Annotated in this window: 19 protein-coding genes; 4 read left to right on the forward strand and 15 right to left on the reverse strand. The window is 73.0% G+C overall.

All coding sequences use genetic code 11. The annotated features are described in order from the left end of the window. Positions 1 to 97: 97 nt before the first annotated feature. The 9 genes from AC156L_RS03910 to AC156L_RS03950 form a co-directional block, all read right to left on the reverse strand. Positions 98 to 1,423 carry a serine hydrolase domain-containing protein gene (locus AC156L_RS03910; protein WP_330880901.1) on the reverse strand — a complete coding sequence of 442 codons (1,326 nt, stop codon included), beginning with the start codon at positions 1,421 to 1,423 and terminating at the stop codon, positions 98 to 100. Between the two features lie 541 nt (positions 1,424 to 1,964). After that, a complete protein-coding gene (locus AC156L_RS03915; RefSeq protein WP_330880903.1) occupies positions 1,965 to 2,171 on the reverse strand; it encodes an MbtH family protein in 207 nt (68 codons plus the stop codon). Between the two features lie 1,289 nt (positions 2,172 to 3,460). Further along, positions 3,461 to 3,832 (reverse strand): STAS domain-containing protein, encoded by a 372-nt coding sequence (locus AC156L_RS03920; protein ID WP_330880905.1) that lies wholly within the window; start codon positions 3,830 to 3,832, stop codon positions 3,461 to 3,463. Between the two features lie 40 nt (positions 3,833 to 3,872). Then, the gene (locus AC156L_RS03925; RefSeq protein ID WP_330880907.1) at positions 3,873 to 4,439 is read right to left on the reverse strand and encodes an Asp23/Gls24 family envelope stress response protein; all 567 of its coding nucleotides are present in this window, start codon (positions 4,437 to 4,439) and stop codon (positions 3,873 to 3,875) included. Then, positions 4,436 to 4,972, reverse strand: a complete 537-nt coding sequence (locus tag AC156L_RS03930) for a DUF6286 domain-containing protein (protein WP_330880909.1) — start codon at positions 4,970 to 4,972, stop codon at positions 4,436 to 4,438. The genes AC156L_RS03925 and AC156L_RS03930 overlap by 4 nt, the downstream gene beginning before the upstream one ends. Then, positions 4,969 to 5,340, reverse strand: a complete 372-nt coding sequence (locus AC156L_RS03935) for an Asp23/Gls24 family envelope stress response protein (RefSeq protein WP_330880911.1) — start codon at positions 5,338 to 5,340, stop codon at positions 4,969 to 4,971. The genes AC156L_RS03930 and AC156L_RS03935 overlap by 4 nt, the downstream gene beginning before the upstream one ends. 2 nt (positions 5,341 to 5,342) lie before the next feature. Beyond that, a complete protein-coding gene (locus tag AC156L_RS03940; protein WP_330880913.1) occupies positions 5,343 to 5,519 on the reverse strand; it encodes a hypothetical protein in 177 nt (58 codons plus the stop codon). Between the two features lie 46 nt (positions 5,520 to 5,565). Next, positions 5,566 to 6,027: an Asp23/Gls24 family envelope stress response protein gene (locus AC156L_RS03945; RefSeq protein ID WP_330880915.1), complete on the reverse strand. Its 462-nt coding sequence runs from the start codon at positions 6,025 to 6,027 to the stop codon at positions 5,566 to 5,568. Positions 6,028 to 6,157: 130 nt separating this feature from the next. Next, positions 6,158 to 6,562: an ATP-binding protein gene (locus tag AC156L_RS03950; RefSeq protein WP_330880917.1), complete on the reverse strand. Its 405-nt coding sequence runs from the start codon at positions 6,560 to 6,562 to the stop codon at positions 6,158 to 6,160. 178 nt (positions 6,563 to 6,740) lie between these two features. Between AC156L_RS03950 and AC156L_RS03955 the strand changes: the two genes are divergently transcribed. Then, positions 6,741 to 7,157 (forward strand): STAS domain-containing protein, encoded by a 417-nt coding sequence (locus tag AC156L_RS03955; protein ID WP_330880919.1) that lies wholly within the window; start codon positions 6,741 to 6,743, stop codon positions 7,155 to 7,157. Here AC156L_RS03955 and AC156L_RS03960 read toward each other — a convergent pair. Continuing rightward, entirely contained in the window at positions 7,105 to 7,740 is a 636-nt protein-coding gene (locus tag AC156L_RS03960; RefSeq protein ID WP_330880921.1) for a GNAT family N-acetyltransferase, read from the reverse strand. The genes AC156L_RS03955 and AC156L_RS03960 overlap by 53 nt on opposite strands. Then, the gene (locus AC156L_RS03965) at positions 7,737 to 8,258 is read right to left on the reverse strand and encodes a CGNR zinc finger domain-containing protein (RefSeq protein WP_330880923.1); all 522 of its coding nucleotides are present in this window, start codon (positions 8,256 to 8,258) and stop codon (positions 7,737 to 7,739) included. Before AC156L_RS03965 ends, AC156L_RS03960 begins: the two co-directional genes overlap by 4 nt. 92 nt (positions 8,259 to 8,350) lie before the next feature. On the opposite strand from AC156L_RS03965, the gene AC156L_RS03970 reads away from it, so the two are divergent. From AC156L_RS03970 to AC156L_RS03980, 3 genes are read left to right on the forward strand one after another with little or no spacing between them, the layout of a single operon-like run. Then, a complete protein-coding gene (locus tag AC156L_RS03970; protein WP_330880925.1) occupies positions 8,351 to 8,950 on the forward strand; it encodes a sulfite oxidase-like oxidoreductase in 600 nt (199 codons plus the stop codon). Between the two features lie 2 nt (positions 8,951 to 8,952). Beyond that, positions 8,953 to 9,672 (forward strand): ferredoxin reductase, encoded by a 720-nt coding sequence (locus AC156L_RS03975; RefSeq protein ID WP_330880927.1) that lies wholly within the window; start codon positions 8,953 to 8,955, stop codon positions 9,670 to 9,672. Position 9,673: 1 nt separating this feature from the next. Further along, on the forward strand, positions 9,674 to 9,937 hold the full coding sequence (locus AC156L_RS03980; RefSeq protein WP_330880929.1) for a DUF6510 family protein: 264 nt from the start codon (positions 9,674 to 9,676) through the stop codon (positions 9,935 to 9,937). Here AC156L_RS03980 and AC156L_RS03985 read toward each other — a convergent pair. The 4 genes from AC156L_RS03985 to AC156L_RS04000 form a co-directional block, all read right to left on the reverse strand. Beyond that, positions 9,909 to 10,784 carry a toll/interleukin-1 receptor domain-containing protein gene (locus tag AC156L_RS03985; RefSeq protein WP_330880931.1) on the reverse strand — a complete coding sequence of 292 codons (876 nt, stop codon included), beginning with the start codon at positions 10,782 to 10,784 and terminating at the stop codon, positions 9,909 to 9,911. The two genes, AC156L_RS03980 and AC156L_RS03985, sit on opposite strands and share 29 nt — an antisense overlap. Before the next feature lie 10 nt (positions 10,785 to 10,794). Next, positions 10,795 to 13,389: a CHAT domain-containing protein gene (locus AC156L_RS03990; RefSeq protein ID WP_330880933.1), complete on the reverse strand. Its 2,595-nt coding sequence runs from the start codon at positions 13,387 to 13,389 to the stop codon at positions 10,795 to 10,797. Next, on the reverse strand, positions 13,389 to 16,619 hold the full coding sequence (locus AC156L_RS03995) for a hypothetical protein (protein ID WP_330880935.1): 3,231 nt from the start codon (positions 16,617 to 16,619) through the stop codon (positions 13,389 to 13,391). The genes AC156L_RS03990 and AC156L_RS03995 overlap by 1 nt, the downstream gene beginning before the upstream one ends. A 683-nt stretch (positions 16,620 to 17,302) precedes the next feature. Then, the coding region (locus tag AC156L_RS04000) for an ABC transporter ATP-binding protein (protein ID WP_484406603.1) at positions 17,303 to 18,058 on the reverse strand (756 nt) is incomplete at its 5' end.

Consider the following 18,058-nt stretch of genomic DNA (forward strand, 5'->3'; position numbering starts at 1 on the left):
GTGTCGGGGAGCGTCATCGCCGTCCAACCTTTTTCGGGCGCGGTGCAGCGCCACGGGAACGAGGGGGTTCTGGGCTTGAGGTGAGCGGGCGCGCGGGTCAGGCCACGTCGCGCAGCAGTCGGCCCGCGACCCGACCGCCGATCTGGATGCGGTCGATCCGACCGCTGCGGGGGTCGCGCAGGAAGCGACCGGGGTGGCCGGTCGCGCCGTTGGCCAGGTCCGTCACCGAGAAGACGAACCCCTCGTGGACGGCGAGTCGCGCCGCGGGTTCGTCGTCGACGACCAGGTGCAGCTCGTCACCTCGTTCGACCACCGCGTAGGCGGTGTCGCCGTTGACGTAGGTGCCGGTGCAGTCGCGCGGGATGGGCCTGCGGGGGGTCTCGTCGACCGTCGCGACGCGCTCGTCGACGTCGATGCCCGCGGAACGCAGGTCGGGGAGCAGTTCCCGCCACAGGGCGGAACCCGTGACGGAGTTGGCGGTCAGGGCTACGACCGTGCCCGACTCCGGGTCGAAGCGCAGGTGGCACGAGGTGCCGTCGGCCGTGCCGTCGTGGCCGAGCCAGCAGGTGCCGCCGTTGCGGAACACCGCGAGGCCGAGGGCCCAGCCGTCGGCCAGGCCGAACGGTTCGGCGGCGGGGAGGGGGCGGCGCATCTCGGCGAGGTGCTCGGCGGTGACGAGGTCGTGGTCGAGGCCGCCGTGCTCGGGGCGCAGGTGCATCCTCGCGAGCTCGACCAGGTCCGCGGCGCTCGCGGCGAGTCCACCGGCGGGGGCCTCGACCGACAGCAGCTCCTGCTCGACCGGGCGGACCAGGCGCAGGGCGTGGTTGACGGTGTGGCCGCTCGCCGTCGGCGGCTCGGTGTGCGCGGAGGTGTGGTCCGCGGTGAACCCGCAGGTGATGTCGAGAGGCTTGAGCAGGATCGTCCGGACCGCCTCGGCCCACGTCATGCCGGTCACGACCTCGACCAGGCTACCGATGAGCGCGTAACCGGTGTTGGAGTAGGAGAATCCCGCGCCGGGGAGCTGGAGGAGGTCCAGGAGGGAGGCCGCCAGGGGCGAGCGCCCGTCGGGGGCGGACGCGACCTCGGAGTGCAGTCCCCCGGTGTGGCTGAGCAGGTGGCGGGCGGTGAGCAGCTCGGCGGCCGGGCCGCCCGCCTGCCGGACCTCCGGCAGGTACTCCGCGACCGGCTCGTCCAGGTCGACGTCGCCGTCGGACACCAGCACCATCAGCAGGGTCGCGGTGAAGGTCTTGGTGATCGAACCGATGGGCACCTTGCTGTCGCGCCGCACCGCGCGACCCGTGCCGTGCCGTTCCTCGCCGAACTCGAACTCGTGGGCCTCACCGCCGTGCCACACGACCAGCTGCGCTCCGGGGACGTCGTTGCGGCGGGCCGATCTCTCCAGAGCCTCGTATAAGTGTTCCACTATTATCCTCCCTCGCCGACGAGCGGCGCGCATTTCCCGACGAACTGTTTCCAGCCACGACAAAGACGCGTGCCCACCGGACCTGTAGCGACGACGACTCGACCGAACGCCATTATCACGTCCGCCGAGCCGCCTGGAGCCGAGCCGCGAAGGGCCCGACGCCACCATGTACCCACTTTTTCGTTCTTCCATGCCTAGAACTTCGACACCGCCGAAATTCCACCCGACAATGAAACGACCGGTAGTCCTTTACGTTTGGCCCAACGAGCCACGACCGCCGAGGTTACGCATCTCCCGGAAGCCGATATCGACCTCGACCGGAACAGGGTGGAATCGCACGGAAGGCCTGTCACAGCCCTGCTCGATTCACTCGAATGCCATGTTTCAACCGCTTTGAGGCGAACGGGCACACCCCACCGGTCGCCGAACGAAGACGGACCCCGGTCGAGGTGCGACCGGGGTCGGCGACACGACGGCGGTGTGCGCTCCCACCCCGCCCCGACAGGGCGAGCGGGCCCGCGACCCGGCGCTCAGGAGGTGGTCAGGCCTGCGAGTCCACCGCCATCCGCTCGCGGAGGCTGCGGGGCCGCATGTCCGTCCAGACCGCGTCCACGTGGTCCATGCACTCCTGCCTGGTCCCCTCCTTGCCGACTCTGCTCCAGCCCTCGGGGAGTTCTTTCCCCACTGGCCACAGCGAGTGCTGCTCCTCGTCGTTGACCAGCACCTGGAAGGTGGCGTTGTCGTCCACGGCGTTCTCCTTCTTCTCGTCCTGCCTCGGATGTGGAAGCGGACCCACCGGTTTCCGGTGGCCGAGTGGAATCCCCGCGACCGAACCGGTCGCGGACCACAGATCAGCACACCGTGCCGTGTCCACAGTGCCGACGACACCGCCGAAAGGAGGATTCGACCGCGCGAACACCACTATTCGAGATCAAAAATTCAGATGTTTAGCCACCGGACGAGAAGGGCACCACGCGCGTCCCAATTGAGCACGTCTCACCTATATTCTCCGTCGCCGCCGCTGTTTAACAGAAATCAAACACGCGTTCACCCGGAGCCGACGACTCCGTGAAGCGTTCACTGAACAGATGGGTTCGCGGGCGGTGCCGTCCACGCGGCCTGGGTCGAACGCCGTTCGGGAGTCGTCGGAGCACGAGCCGCGAGCCGGAGGACACCGAGCGGGCACCCTCGGTCCGCGCGACAGCCGGCGGGCGCGGGTGAGGGACGGCGCGGACCCCGACGCAGCGCTCCACCCCGCGAGGCCTGCCGGGGCGCAAGGACCTCACCGACCTCACACCCGCCGAGTTGGCCGCTCTGGCGGACCTGGTGCGCCGGTTCGTGCTGCGAACGCCACCGCGCCGCACCCGCGCGGGAAGCGGTGGTGGTAATCACCTCGCACGCTGGGGAACCGGCGATCCCGCCACCCCGGCGACAGGATGGCGAGCATCTCACGTGTCACGCACCGGATCGTCTGGGCCAACCCCCGGCAAGACCCGACTACCAACCGCTGGCAGGCGGCATGGCAGCAGCGTGACCCACTACGACGCAATCGTCAGCACCCACCACCAGGACGCACCAACAGACCTGACCACAGCCCTGTCCCCCACCGACTACCTGTGGTCCACCACCGACCAGCCGTGGTCCACCACCGACCACCGGTGGTCCATCACCGGTCACCCCGGTCCACACCGGTCACCCCCGGTCACCCCGGCCCCCACTGGTCACCCCCCGGTCCACACCGGGCGCTCCCGGTCCCCCGCCCGTCATCCCACTCCCGCACCGGGCGCACCCCACCGGTGTCCGAAGCACTTCCGGCCGCTCAACCCCCGACGACCACGGGCGGACCAGGCAGTGGTGCGAGCCCGACCGAGCCAGCGGTTGTCCGGTTGGGCTCGCACCACGTCCCTCTCCCCGAGTCCGTCACCGGCGCTGGCTGCTCAACGCGAGGACGGGTCGGAGCGGGCCCTGTTCCGGCCCTACCGGCTGACCAGGTCAGCCGGTCACCACGACATACCCCGAAACATCCTCACTTCAACCTCACCACCCGCCCCGAACTGACACCAGCGCGGCCAGCGCCTCGTCCACCGACGGGCGCAGGGTGAGGATCAGGTCGACGGTCGTCACCTCCAGCGGGCGCAGCACCGACCGGCTCGCGGCGGCCACGGCGAGCGCCACGCCCGCGGCGTCCGCCCGCCCCTGGGCCGCGATGAGCGCGGAGATCCCGGGCGAGCTGAAGAACACCACGTCGACGAGGTCGATCACCAGCGCGGGCGGGTCGTCGGTGAACGCCTTGTCGATCGCGTCCCGCAGCGCGACCGCCGACGTCATGTCGACCTCACCGGAACACCTCAGCACCACCACTCCCCGCCGGGCCCCGATCGTGATCGTGGCGGCCGACGCTTCCGACATCTCGAACCAACTCCCTGCTGGCGGAACGCCGCGACCGCGGTCAGCGGACACCGGTCGTGCTGGAGAACCTGAACTCGATGGTCACCGGCACCTCGTCCAGGTCGAGCGCCTGGCGCAGGCGCGGGAGGCCGACCGCGTCGATCCGGCGGCGGATCTCGGTGAGGTCGCCGTCCTGCTCGGCGCTGACGACCATGGCCAGCGCGGGCGCGTCACGGTGGCCAGCCAGGGTCGCGCGCACGGCGTGCACACCCGGATAAGCGGTGACCTCCTCGACGAACGGGGCGACGGCGGTGCTCGCGGCGAGTTCCGTGCGGCCGAGGTCGGGGTCCTGCTCGAAGCGCCAGGTGTGGGTCTTCGGGGCGCGGGCGAGCTGCGCGAGGAGCCAGCGCAGGCACAGCAACCCGATCACCACGGCCACCCCGGCCGCCGCGTAGAACGCCCAGGTGGGTGGATCGGCCAGTTCCGGCACCAGCGGCGCGTCCGACGCGACCGCCGGCAGCAGCCCGAAGTGCGTCGCGAGGGTGACGGCGCCCGCCGCGAGCAGCACCGCCCCGATGACCCCGAGCAGGACGCGGTTGAGGCGGGCGGGGCGGTTGAGGTTGGTCACGACTCGCTCCTGGCGGCCTTGATCTTGATCTTCAGTTCGGGACGGTCCTCGGGGGCGATCTGGTCGAGCCGGTGGTCGAGGGAGGCGCGCACGGCGTCGGCGAGCCCGTCGGTGGTGGTCCGCTCGGTCCGCACGACGGTGGACACCCTGCGGCGCCCGACCGACAACGCGGCTCCGCTGACACCGTCCACAGCGGACGCGGCGGCCCGCAGCGTGCTGCGGTAGCTGCGCCGGGACGCGCCGGACTCGAACGCCGTCTCCCCGTCCCGCAACGGCAGGACGGTGGGCTTGCCGGGCAGGACCGCGGCCAGCAGCAGGACGAGACCGAGCACCACGGCCGCGCAGCCCACGACCAGCGGCCCGACGTCGTTCCAGCGCGTGGCGCGCAGGGAGTCGGCCGCGGCGCGGTAGTCGATCAACGCCGGTTCCCCGAGGATCGCCTGGACGGCGGCCGTGGCGACGAGCACGCACGCCGCGAGCAGCGCGATGGCGGTGAGGACGGCGGGTGCGCCGCGGCGGGGACGACGTTTCACTGGACCCTCCTGGTGTGCGGGGTGTTGCCGTGCAAGGCGGTGACGGTGATGTCGACCCGCGTCACGGCGAGCCCGGTCAGCTCCTGGACGCGCCGGACCACGTGGGCCCGCGCCGCCCCGGTGGTGCGGGCGACCGGGGCCGGGTAGGCCACCGACAGCCGAACGGCCAACGAGGTCGTGCGGGCTCCGACCACCGCCGTGACCTGGACTGCCTCGTCCCGGCCCACCGCGACGCCAAGCACCCGCGCGGCCGATCCGCCGACGCCGTCGACCTCGCCGATCGCCGCGGCGGCGATCCGCTCCACCGTCCGGTCGGAGATCGTGAGACTGCCCGGACCGGCGTCCGGGTCCACCAGCGTTGCGGTCATCGTCAGCCCCTGTCGCGACCGGTGAGCTGCGACAGGTCGAGCTTGCCTTCGAGCACGCGGCCGACGACCAGCCCGACCGCCCCGAACAGCAGCACGACCAGGAAGGCGCCGAACCCGCCGAAGGCCGCCGCCGTGCCGAGGACGACGCCGGTCAGCAGACCGACCTGGGTGGGGGTCACGGGTTCCTCCTCACTGAGCCGAGCGGACACGGGCGGACGCCACCGCTCACAGCACGCGACCGGTCTCGGGAGCGGCGCCCTCGTCCTCGCTGGGGATGTGCACGTCGGTCACGGTGATGTTCACCTCGACGACCTCCAAGCCCGTCATGCGCTCGACGGAGGTGATCACGTTGCGGCGCACGGCGCTCGCCAGCTCGGCGATGGGCACGCCGTACTCCACGAGGATCTGGACGTCGACGGCCGCCTGCTTCTCGCCGACCTCGACCGACACGCCCTGGCCCGCGCTGGACGACGCGCCGGGGATGCGCTCGCGGATCGCGCTGAACGCCCGCGCCGCCCCGCCGCCGAGCGCGTGCACCCCGGAGATCTCCCGCGTGGCCAGGCCCGCGATCTTCTGCACCACCACGTCGGCGATGCTGGTCGACCCGAGCGAGGACCCCCGCACCTCGCCGTTGGACCTCGCGACCTCGCTGCCCGCGGGGCGGGTGCCGGGAATCGTGTTCGTCATGGCTTCTCCTCTGGTCCGCGCCTGGTGGAGTGGAAGTTCGTCGTTTCCACATCACTAGGACACGGCCATCGCGAGGATCGTCACGACCCGATCGTGTGTGTCGCCCGTCTCCCCCGATCGGACCAAGCGCTCACGCTGGGGGTTCGGGGATCTCCGCCCACACCGTCTTGCGGTCGCCGTACCGGTCGACACCCCAGGTGGCGCCCATGGACTTGATCAGCACGAGCCCGCGCCCCCGGAACTCCCCCAGCGTCGAGGTCCCCGGCTTGGGCAGCACGTCCGGCGCGGCGTCGTCGACCTCGACCCGCACGATCCCGACCGCGCCGCGGTGGTCGAGGCGGATCAGCCGGGGGGCCTTCGCGTGCTCGAAGGCGTTCGCCGCGAGCTCGGTGGCGATCAGCTCGGTGTCGGCGACCAGATCGGGGTCGAGGTCGGCAAGCACCGCCCTGATCCACGCGCGCACCTGCGACAACGGCGGCGTCTCGTGGTCGTCGAGACGGAACTCGTGCTGCGGGCGGGTGGTCGGCGTGCTCACCTGACTCCTCGGCTGGTGCTGCCGCGGTCGGTTCGAGGACGGCGGCGTTCGACTGGTGGGGGCTACCCCGGCGGACGGCCCATCACACGTCAGACTGTAGAGCGGCACGGCCGTGCACTGCCACGCCGACATCGTGGATCGCCCCCTAGACTTGGTCCACCACGAGACGAGGTGCACGATGCCACGCAACTCCGCGCAGGACGCGCGTTCCGGCGACGAGCGGAGCACCCCCCTGCGGGTAGCGACCGAGGACCTCGCGTCCGCGCTGGTGCTGCGCGTGGCGGGCGAGATCGACATGAACACGGCCCCGGCGTTCGGCGAGCACATGGCCGCCGCGTTCGCGGCCGCCTCGGCCGCTCAGGACAGGTCGCGCCCCGCCGTCGTGGTCGACTTCAGCGAGGTCGACTTCCTCGCCTCGGTGGGCCTGTCCGTGCTCGTCGCGCACCACCAGCTCGGCGAGGCGAACGGCACCCCGATGCTCCTGGTCGTGTCCTCGCGGGCCGTGCTGCGCTCGATCGCCTCGGCCCAGCTCGACCAGCTCTTCACCCTGCACCCGACGGTCGAGGAAGCGCTGGGGGCGGCGTCGGCGCACTAGCCTCGACGCTCGGGCGGACGCCGGGGCACCGCGGCCCTGCCGGTCCGCTGGTGCCGCGCTCGACCCGGTAGACCACGTGGTCGCGGTCGTCGACGGGGTTGTCCGGCTCCAGTTCGCCCTCGGCGACGCGGCTCAGCCCCGCCTTCTCCAGCGCTCGCCAGGACGCCCGGTTCGCCGCGGCCACCGGCACCACCACCGCGGGCGCGGCCGGGTAGTCGGTCCACGTGGCCGCGACGACGGCGGCGATGATCCGCGACCCCAGTCCCCGCCCGCACCGGTCGGGGTCGCCGACGAGGTAGTCGAGGCTCACGGTCTCCGGGTCCACGACCAGGATCGGCGCCAGTTCCGCCAGGTACTCGGGGTAGTCGCCGTACCGGCAGCGCTGCACGAGGCCGACGGGCGTGCCGTCGGCGAACACCAGCAGGTCCTCCGACGGCTCCTCGTCCCTGGCCACGGGCCCGAAATCGCGTTCCACGGCCTCCGGCGACGTCTCGTGGTTCCACCAGCGCGCCACGTGCGGCTGGAGCAGCCAGCTCCGCAGCAGCGGGAAGTCCGCCTCGGTCAGCCTGCGCCACGTGATCACCGGGACACCTCCGGACGCCGTCGACGGCGGTGGTAGCGGGCTTGGCGGTCGCGGTGACCGCACGACGGGTGGCACCACCGCCTGCGCGGGTGGTTCCGGACGAAGAACAGCGAGCAGCCGGGTGCCGTGCAGCGCCGGAGCGCGTCGGGGCCGGCCAGCAGCTCGATCGCGCGGGCGGCGATGCGACCGAGCACGGCCGCGCCGCCGGTCGCGGTGTCCCGGTGCCGCGCCACGGGCCCGCTGGCGGACCAGGCCAGCTCCAGCCGCGTCGGCGTGCTGAAGCCGTTGACGACCTCGACGTCGGCCCGGTCCGGCGAGACACCGGCCACGGCCGCGGTGAACAACCGGTGCACGGCGTCGCGCAGCACCCGCGCCGACCCCGCGTCCACGGCGGGCAGGCCGACGCGGGCGAACCACCCGTCCACCCGCTGCCGGGTGCGCAGGTGGTCCTCGCCGCCGTGGAGCGTGTTGGCCAGCTCCACCGCGTGCGGCTCGGTTCCGAGGATCGGGAAGTCCACGACGCTGACGGTAGGTGGACAGTCCAACCATCAGCCACCGAGTTTTCCGGCGCACCGGGGTGGACACTGTCCGACGGACGAGAGGAGGGCACGTGGCGATCGTTTCCCGCGGCTTCCGGGGCAGGGCGCGCGACGAGGACGTGGTGCTGCCGCCGGGCCAGTACCTCACCGAGGACTTCCCGGTGCTGTCGGCGGGGCCCACCCCGCGGGTCCCCACCGACCGGTGGGAGTTCACCGTCACCACAGAGGTCGGTGAGGAGCACACGTGGAGCTGGCAGGACCTGCTGGAGCTGCCGCACGAGAAGCCCAGGGTCGACCTGCACTGCGTCACCAAGTGGTCGAAGCTCGGCACCACGTGGCAGGGCGTGTCGCTGGACGTGCTGCTGGAGGACGTCGAGACGGCGGCGGACCACGCGCTGGCGCACTCCTACGGCGGCTACACCACGAACCTGCCGCTGGAGGACCTGCTCGACGGCCAGGCCTGGATCGTCCACCGCTACGACGGCGAGGACCTCACCCCGGAGCACGGCGGCCCGGCCCGGCTGCTCGTGCCGCACCTGTACCTGTGGAAGTCCGCGAAGTGGGTGCGCGGCATCAAGCTGCTGCTGGAGGACGAGCCCGGCTTCTGGGAGACCATCGGCTACCACGACTACGGCGACCCGTGGCGCGAGCAGCGCTACCAGGGCGACTAGCCGTGGTGCGCAGGCTGGACCGGCACGTCGCGAAGGTCGTCGACGTGCGGGACGAGACCGCCGCCGCCCGCACCCTCGTGCTGGACGTGCCCGCGTGGCCGGGCCACCTGCCGGGCCAGCACGTGGACGTGCGCCTCACCGCCGAGGACGGCTACAGCACCCAGCGCAGCTACTCGATCGCCACGCCCGCCGACGGTGCGCGCGTCGAGCTGACCGTGCAGCGGGTGGACGACGGCGAGGTCTCGCCCTACCTCACGCAGGTGCTGGAGGTCGGCGACGAACTGGAGCTGCGCGGCCCGGTGGGCGGCTGGTTCGTGTGGCGCCCCGCGAGCACGGCGCCGGTCCTGCTGGTGGCGGGCGGCTCCGGCATCGTGCCGCTGATGGCGATGGTCCGCGCGCGGACGACCCCCGTGCCGTTCCGCCTGGTCTACTCGGTGCGCACCCCGGAGGACCGGTACTACGTCGAGGAGCTGCGCCGTCCCGCGGCGGGCCTGGACGTCACCTACCTCTACACCCGCACCGCGCCACCGGACTGGCCCCGCCCACCCGCGCGCCTCGCCGTGGCCGACCTCGCCACCGCGGGCCGGCCCGCCGACCTCGCCCCGGACTGCTTCGTCTGCGGCCCCACGGGTTTCGTGGAGGTCGCGGCCGACATCCTGCTGGCCGCGGGCCACGACCCACGCAAGATCAAAACCGAGCGCTTCGGCCCCAGCGGAGGCTGACATGACCACCCACCTCGACGGCAACGCACTGGCGGGGCCCCTGCGCGAGCTGTTCGCCGTGGACATCACCGCGGCCACCGCCCGCTGCGCGGGCTGCGGACTCGGCGGCACCGTCGCCACCCTGCACGTCTACGCGAGCGCTCCGGGCCTCGTCGCGCGCTGCCCCGGCTGCGAGGACGTCGTGCTGCGCGTGGTCCGCACCCCCGACTCGGCGTGGCTGGACCTGCGCGGCACGGTCAGCCTGCGGATCCCGTTGGCGGAGTGAGCCGACGAGACCGCGGCCTGCTCGGTACCAGGTGGCCCAGCGCCGAGCGGACGAGGGTGCGCACCATCGCCGGGTTGACCCCGGCGGTGGCCCCGTCGCGGCGGAACGTCGACCTGGCGAACGACCCGTCCGGGCCGAAGGACTCCATCCGCACCTCGATGTCGATCGTCGCGCCCTCGGTGACGCCGACCAGGGCCAGCGGCCCGTCGGCGATGGGGTCGTCACCGTTCTTGAGCTGGTAGAAGAACTTCAGGCCCACCGCACCGCCGAACCTGGTCTCCTCGTCGGGCAGCGCGAGGGCCGCGCGCACCAGGTCGTGCAGTTCACCGCCGGTCGACGCGGCAGGCACGTCGAGCACGTGCGCCACGGACAGCGCGCGGTTGCGGACGCGCAGGGAGATCGACGGTCCCCGACCGGCCACCGGGGGCGGGACGGGAGCCGGGAGCACGGCCGCGCCGACCGACGAGTCCGCCCGCCACGTCGCGGTGAGCTCGTCCGCGACCATCGCCCAGTCGTCGTAGGCGTCCAGGTACCTGCGGGTCGAGAGCAGCGTCGGCGGGACCCGGTCGTCCAGCCGGACGACGAACAGGAACGCCCGCCTGCCCGCGAGGTCGCGGCAGAGGGCGGCGGTCCACTCCGCGTCGACGAACGGCCGGTCGTCGCAGTGCCGCGACCACAGCAGCACGTAGTAGTCGGACTCGTCCAGCGCCCGGTTGACCGCGAGCACGAAGTCCTCGCCGAGCCCGACGCTGAGGGAGTCGACGAAGCTGTCGACGCCCCTGGCCCGCAGCTCCTCGGCCAGCAGCACGGCCTTCGGCCGGTCGTCCCCGGCGAAGGACAGGAACACCCTCGGACGGTCAGGGTGAGCGGTCAGCGGCACGGTGCCTCCGTCGGTCGAGTTCACGTCGCAGCAGGCGCCGGACCGGTCCGGCCCCGGTCTGCCGGTCGGACGCCCCGCACACGACCCAGCACGCCCAGCGCGCCGGGTGGTGGGGGTGCTCCAGGTCGGCGGGCGGGTCCCACGCTCCGCGCGCCACGTCGAGCTGGGCGCGCTGGAGCGCGACGTCGCGCGGCAGGTACCGGAGGTAGCGGTCGAACCGGTCCAGCACCGCCGCGGCCACGGGGGCGTCCGCGATCCAGGTGGCCGCGACCACCGAGGCGGCGCCCGCGTGGATCGCGGCCCGCACGAACCCGACGCGCTCGTCCCGACCGCGCGGCAGGGCCATCCCGGTCTCGCAGGCGCCGAGGACGAACGTCCCGCAGCCGCGCAGGTCCATCCACTGGAGCTGGTCCGGCCGCACCCGGCCCTCGGCTCCCTCCGGTCCGAGCCGCAGCCAGGACCCGGTCGGGTCGGCGTGGTCGTAGCAGCCGTGGGTGTCGATCCGGACCTGGTGGTGCGACCGGCTCTCCAGCGCCGCCCGCACCTCGTCGGGCGTGACCCGCTCGCTCTCCAGGACGACGCGGCCGGGCAGGTCGGCCGCGCGGGCGAGGTCGGTACCGGGTGGGCTCACCAGGAGCGCCCGGTCACCCCGCCGTGCCGCCGAGCGCAGGCGCAGCGGTCGGCGCGCCGACAGGCACGGCAGGTCGGACAGCGCGTACCGGTGGCAGACCAGCTCCGCGGTGCCCGGCACGGTCATGGCGGCGAACGGCACCCCGGCCAGCACACCGCCCGCGACCAGGGCGATCCGGCGCACACCGCGCGGGAGGAGGTCGAGGACCGCGCCGACGTCGAGGTGGTCGGCGATCCTGGCCAGCGACCCGTCGAAGTCGCCGGAGGCGATGGCCTCGTCCAGCAGTCCCTCGGTCCAGCAGGCCATCAGCTCGTCGACGGCCCGCCACAGCGCGGTCCGGTCCAGGGCCACCGAGAGGTGGTGCAGCGCCCCGCGGCCGATCACGGCGTGGTGCACGCGGTGCGGTGTCGCGTGCACCATCCAGACGACCTGGGACCGGGGCAGGTCGCGGGTCTGCTCACCCAGCCACCGCCAGGCCCCGTGCAGGTCGCGCAGCCGGGGTGGGGTCCTGGCGAACCCCTCGGCCTCCGGCAGGACGCTCCCGAGGATCGTCGCGCCGCGCGCGGTCTCCATGGCGACGACGACCGCCGCCGAGGCCGCGGCGCCGTGCCGGTCGACGGCCTCGGCGGCGGCCCTGACCCGCTCGTCGTGCTCGTCCGGCGCGGAGAGCAGCATCCCGACCCGGACCTGGTCGGTGACCTGGCGCTCGGCCACCCGCTCCTCGACGGCGTGGGCCTCGATCCAGCGGTCACCGGCCCGGTCCTCGTCACCGAGCGCGAACGACGCGCGCCCGCTCAGCCTGAGCGCCACCACCCTGATCTCCGCCAGCGCCGTGGTGCCCGCCCGCTCGGCGGCGGTGTCGAGGTGGAGGACGGCCTGGCGCAGGGACGCGTCGTCGCCGCCGTGCCGGTGCCGGGCCAGCTCCACCTCACCGGCGACCAGGTGCCACCCGGCGACGTCGCGCTCGGCGCGGGCGAGGTCGCGGAGTTCGACCAGCAGGGCCTCCGCCTCGTCGAGGCGGGCCGCGACCAGCAGCCGACGCGCCTCCTCGATCCGCCTGCCGAACCGCGTGGAACCCGAGCCGCCCGGTGGCGTGTCCGGGAACAGGCCGTCCAGGTCCTCCCCCGCGGCAACGGGATCGGGCGAGTCCGCGACGGCCTCGCGCAGCAGCGGTTCCAGCCGCGCCACCGCCGCCTCCTGCCTGGTCGCCCAGAGCAGCACCACGATCTCCCTCAGCAGGGGCAGTCGCAGGGCCGGGTCCACGACGGTGTCGGCGACGCAGCTCACCACCACGTGGAGCGCCTCCTCGTAGCGCAGGTCGCGCCGGAGGGCGGCGGCGAGGAGGAGGTGGTCGGCGACCGTGCGCGGAGCCGCGGCCGACACCACCGCGGACACCGCTCCCGCGTCCCCCAGCCGGACGGCCGCGGCGAGCCGGTCCCGGTCGACGATCGCGACGCCCGCGTCGTCGCCCACCGCCCGGAACGCCGCCCCGGCCCGCTCCCACGCGCGGTCCGCCAGGTCGAACTCGCCCCGGTCGGCGGCGGCCAGCGCCTCCACCCGCAGCACCCGCGCCCGGTCGCCGTCGGACGACGGGCCGCCCAGCCCGCGCAGCGCCACGGCGTCGGCCGCCGCTCCCCCGTGGTCGCCGACGGAACCGCGGATCTCGGCACGCAGCAGGAGGAGTCCGGGGTGCGCTCCCCCTGCCTCGCGCAGGTACTCGTCGCACCGCGCCAACGCCGCCGACGCCGCTCCCAGCTCCAGCAGCGCCGCCGCGTGGTCGACCGCGAGCGCGTCCCGCGTCCCGTCCTCGGGCGCGAGCGCCACGGCTTCGCGGTAGGCCCGGTCCACGGCGGGCGGATCGGCCCGGTCGACCGCCTCACGGGCCGCGGCCACGGCACGTCCGACCAGGCTTCCGGGGTCGAGGTCGAACCGGTCGGGCATCAGTCCCCGCACCCGAGAAGGGCGTCACCGTCCGCCGGGCAGATCAGCAGGACCAGCCCACCGCCCGCGGCGGCCGTGGTCCCGCCGGGTCGCGCGGGCGGCGTCGTGGTCGGGGCCGGGCTCGGGGTGGTGTTGACGGCCCCGGTGCGCGGTGGGAGGTCGATCCGCAGCCACTCGGCGCCCCGCCCGGCCCCGCCACCCGCGCGGACGTCCGCGTTCGGGACGCTCGTCCGCTCGGCGACGGTGGCCTTCCGGACGGTCACCCTCTCCTGCCGCGGCAGGGAGTTCGCGACCACCCTGCCGTCCTCGACGGACAGCGAGGCGCGGAAGCTCTCGTGCAGGTAGAGATCGGCGTCGGGCGTCTGGAGGGCCTGGCCGAGGTCCATCAGCTCCGGACCGCTGCCGGGCACCTCCGTCAGATCGCTCCGGTCCACGACGACGGCGTGGTCGTCGCGCACCCGCACCAGGACGGTCCGCTCGGGATCGGTGCCCACCGCGCGCAGCACCCTCGCACCCCACGGGTCGTCGCCCGACACGATCCGGACCTCGGTGCCGTCGACGAGCGCGGCACCGTCCTCACCCAGCCGCACCGCACGCCACAGCCCGTCCCCGGCGGGCGCGGCGTCCCCGCCCGCGCCGACGATCCGGGACAGGTCCCGCAGCACCGCCGCCCCCTCGGCCGACCCGGCCACGCCCAGGATCGGGTCGTTCGGATCCACCCGCGCGTGATCGCCCACCAGGCGCGCCTCCGCCGACCTGCCGTCGCGCACGGTCACCCGCACGGTCTTCGCGTCGGCGGGCGGTCCGTCCGCGAAGGTCGCGGCGGCCGGGCCGTCGGCGGTGGCGGGTGCGACGTCGAGCCACCGTCCCTCCGGAACGGTGGGGGCCGCGACCATCTCGCCGTACTGGAAGCGCGGCCCGCCCCCGTCGGGATTCGGCGCACCCAGGCGGAAAACGGGCGCGTCACCGGCCGGGGGAAGATCACCGCTGATCGACAGCCACGGGTCGCCCGCACCGCCGACGCGGTTCAGCACGCGGCCCGCGGGGTCGCGGAACGCGTAGAGCACACCGTCCTTCGCGGACGGCACGCCCTCGGGCGCGGCGGCGAAGGTCCGCTGCACCGCGTCGAGCACGCCGCGGACCCGGTCCACGACACCGCGCCGCCACGTGATGGTGACCAGGGATGCGTCGCGCTCGGCCGTCAGCTCCCCGAACTCACGCCCCTCGTAGTCGACCCGCTGCGACACCCGGCCGTCGTGGGCGTCGATCGCGGTGGACAGCCTGCGCTGCGCGGTCTCGGGCACCATCAGCTTCAGGTCACCGAACTGCACGACCTTCCGCCCCGGCGCGGTGACGTCCACGACCGCCTTGCCGTCGACCACCCGGAACGCGTGCTCGTGGGCCGCCGAGGCGGTGCCCGCGCCGTCGACGGACACCTGCTTGATCGAACCGGTGCCGCTCACCGGGTCGAACGTCGACCCCGCGTCGAACAACCCGGCCCGGCTCACCGGCGCGGGCAGGGTCGGCCGGTAGTCCCGCGTTCCCGTGCGGGCGATGAGGTCGCCGAGCGACACACCGCCCGAGATCACCCGGTAGCCGCAGCTCTCGTAGCTCTTGGAGGGGGCGACGATCACGGCTTCCCGCGTGGCCGACGGTGGCGCCACAAACCGGACCGGTGCCCGTTCCCGCAGGTCGCCGCTCTTCGCGTACCAGTCGGCGAACGTCGACGTGCTCGGGATCTCCGAGTCGGGCAGCTGCGGTAGCGTCGCGGACGTCGTGGCGGCCAACCACTCCAGCGCACCGCTCCACCGCATGATCTGGTCGAGCCGCTGGTACTGCGGCTCGTGGTCGGCGACCGCCTGGTAGTGCTGGTCCCACCACCTCAACCCCCTGCCCGCGGCGAAACTGGGCTCGACCTCGTCCCCGGCGGCGCCGTCCGACCGCGAGAACAGCCGCGTCGACTGCGCCCCGATACTGATCTTCGAGGAGTCGTGGGCGAACGCGGACTCGTTCTGCCCGAACCACAGCCGCCCGCTCTCACCCGACAGCCCGGTCTCGCACTGGCTCCACGGCGTCACCGCGTCCGGGTCGGGCACGAACCCCTCGACCACCCCGGCGGGCACCCCGTCACCCGTCCCGTTGACCCAGTTCTTGGCCACGTAGTCGGTGTAGAACAACGTCATCCCGACCGCCGTGCCCGCGAGGCCCCCGTCGTAGCGGGCCTCGCTGTACACCGGGCCACCGTCCAACGCGGACCACAGCCCCCAGAGCGATTCACGGCTGGTCGGCAACCCACTCCGCCCGAGGGAGTCGGCCGACGCCGAACCGTGCAGGACGTCGGCGACGGCGTCGACCACCTCAGCCGACGACCCGAAGGCCGTACCGGCCCAGTTGCCCGACAACACCCGCTCGGCGGTTTCGGCACTCAGCCCCGGCAGCGCGGCGACCAGGTCCGCCGCGGTCTTCCCCCGCTGCGGGTCGAGCGAGAACGCCGGAGTCCTCCGCTCCGTGGACCGGTACCCCCGTTGGAGCACGGACACGTCCGCCGCGTCCAGCGCGGCACCCGAGTCAGACCAGTTCCACCCGCTCGCCCACACCTCCGCCCCTCGAACCTCCACCGTGGACAAGGATCGGGTCCGCGCCAGGAAGTCCGCCAGCCCACTCACCTGGTCGACCCGAGCCGTCACGTAGCCGTTGGCCGCCCGCGCCTCGCCGGCCGACGTCGGCTCCTCGGTCCTGACGTCGACCGTTGCGGCGTCCGGGTGGACGGTGAGACCGTGCACCCGAACCTGCTCCGGATCACCACCGGAATCGGTGCGGTACTGGTCGAGCAACTGCCCCACGGTACGCGACCGACGCGGATCGTCCGTCGCCACGAGCAGGTGCAACACCTTCCCGTCGAACAGCGCCCGACCAGCCCCGGTGGCCTGACGGGACAGATCCGCGAACCCTCCGTCCCGCACGGGAACGACGTCGTACAACGCGTCCCTCACCCGCGCGGTGTCAAGCCCAAGATCAGCCGCCAACCCGATCCGCGCCCAGTCGAGCACCTGCGCACGGTTCTCGACCGCGTCCAACCCCGCCAGCCGCCCAGCCGCCCCGGTGTAGGAGACGACGAAGTCGACATCCGCGGCCGTGGGATCGGTGCTCAAGGGGACGTCATCGTCGCAGCCGGCCAGTGCCAGCAGGACACCGCCGAGCACCACCGCGAGTGCGGACCGAGCACGCATGTGCGATTCCTCCGACGTTCCGGGCGACTGCTACCGAACGGCCGGGAGCATAACCACGAAGGGGAACCGCACAGCGGACCGAAAAACGGCTGTCAACTTTGTGTCCTGAAGCTGTCATCTGGGCCCCAGCCGGACTCTTGTACGGTCGTCGAGCGATGGTGGTGCTGAGAGCGCGGTCGGGTGACGATGTGGGTTCCCTCCCAGCGTTTCCAGTCGTAGCGGGCGCGACTGGTGAGGTCGGACGACGCGGCGAGCGCGGGCACCGGATTTCATGAGGGCGAGACCTTCACGACAGCCGACGAGGACTTCGCACGAGTAGTGTCCAATGTAGACTGTGGTGGTCGGAGTAGCCGAGATGAGTGAACACGCCCCGTAGGGCGCACGCCCGACCCGGCCAGCGTGACCCGGAACGTTCCCGAGGTGCCAGCACGACCCGCGATCGGCGTGAGGGATCGCGTCACCGCTGCGAGCCTCGCGGACAGCACGGATACCGGTGACGAGCGCTGCATCGCGCCAGGCCTGCGCCAAGGAACGACGGGGCATGGGCACGTGCTGGACGTGAGCCCCAGCACGCGGCAGATCGACTCTGAAGGCTGGACCGGTCACCGCGGTCGGCCGGACCGCCCCGGATCAGGCGTTCGGGTGGGGGTGGCGCGGACCGGACCCACGCCGCCCCCACCCGATCAGGACGTCGCCGCGAACTGGGCCGAGTACAGCCGTGCGTACGCCCCCTCCGCCGCCAGCAGTTGTTCGTGCGTCCCCTGTTCCACGATCCGACCCGACTCCATCACCAGGATCAGGTCGGCGTCGCGGATCGTCGACAGGCGGTGCGCGATCACGAAGCTCGTGCGCGACGAACGCAGTGCGGCCATCGCGTGCTGCACCAACGACTCCGTGCGCGTGTCGACCGAGCTGGTCGCCTCGTCCAGGATCAGCAGGGACGGGCTCGCGAGGAACGCCCGCGCGATCGTCAGCAGCTGCTTCTCACCCGCGCTGACGTTGGTGCCCTCCTCGTCGATCACCGTGTCGTAGCCGTCGGGCAGCGTCCGCACGAACCGGTCCACGAACGTCGCCCGCGCCGCGGCCACGATCTCGTCGTCGGACGCGCCCGGCTTCCCGTAGGCGATGTTGTCGCGGATGGTCCCCCCGAACAGCCACGTGTCCTGGAGCACCATCCCGATCTGCGACCGCAGGTCCTCGCGCCGCAGCCGGGTGATGTCCACGCCGTCGAGGGTGATCCGGCCGGAGTCCAGCTCGTAGAACCGCATGATCAGGTTGACCAGCGTGGTCTTTCCGGCGCCGGTCGGCCCGACGATGGCGATGGTCTGGCCCGGCTCGGCCACCAGCGACAGGTCGGTGATGAGCGGCCGGTTGGGGTTGTAGCTGAAGCTGACGTGCTCGAACTCGACCCGGCCCCGGGGCGTGCCCACGAGCGGCTC

This window comes from Umezawaea sp. (genome assembly GCF_057122925.1).

Coding starts and splice junctions, on each gene's coding strand:
- AC156L_RS03995 (WP_330880935.1), bottom strand. CDS start 16,619: ATGCGTGCTCGGTCCGCACTCGCGGTGGTGCTCGGCGGTGTCCTGCTG.
- AC156L_RS03955 (WP_330880919.1), top strand. CDS start 6,741: ATGCCACGCAACTCCGCGCAGGACGCGCGTTCCGGCGACGAGCGGAGC.
- AC156L_RS03945 (WP_330880915.1), bottom strand. CDS start 6,027: ATGACGAACACGATTCCCGGCACCCGCCCCGCGGGCAGCGAGGTCGCG.
- AC156L_RS03990 (WP_330880933.1), bottom strand. CDS start 13,389: ATGCCCGACCGGTTCGACCTCGACCCCGGAAGCCTGGTCGGACGTGCC.
- AC156L_RS03980 (WP_330880929.1), top strand. CDS start 9,674: ATGACCACCCACCTCGACGGCAACGCACTGGCGGGGCCCCTGCGCGAG.
- AC156L_RS03920 (WP_330880905.1), bottom strand. CDS start 3,832: ATGTCGGAAGCGTCGGCCGCCACGATCACGATCGGGGCCCGGCGGGGA.
- AC156L_RS03935 (WP_330880911.1), bottom strand. CDS start 5,340: ATGACCGCAACGCTGGTGGACCCGGACGCCGGTCCGGGCAGTCTCACG.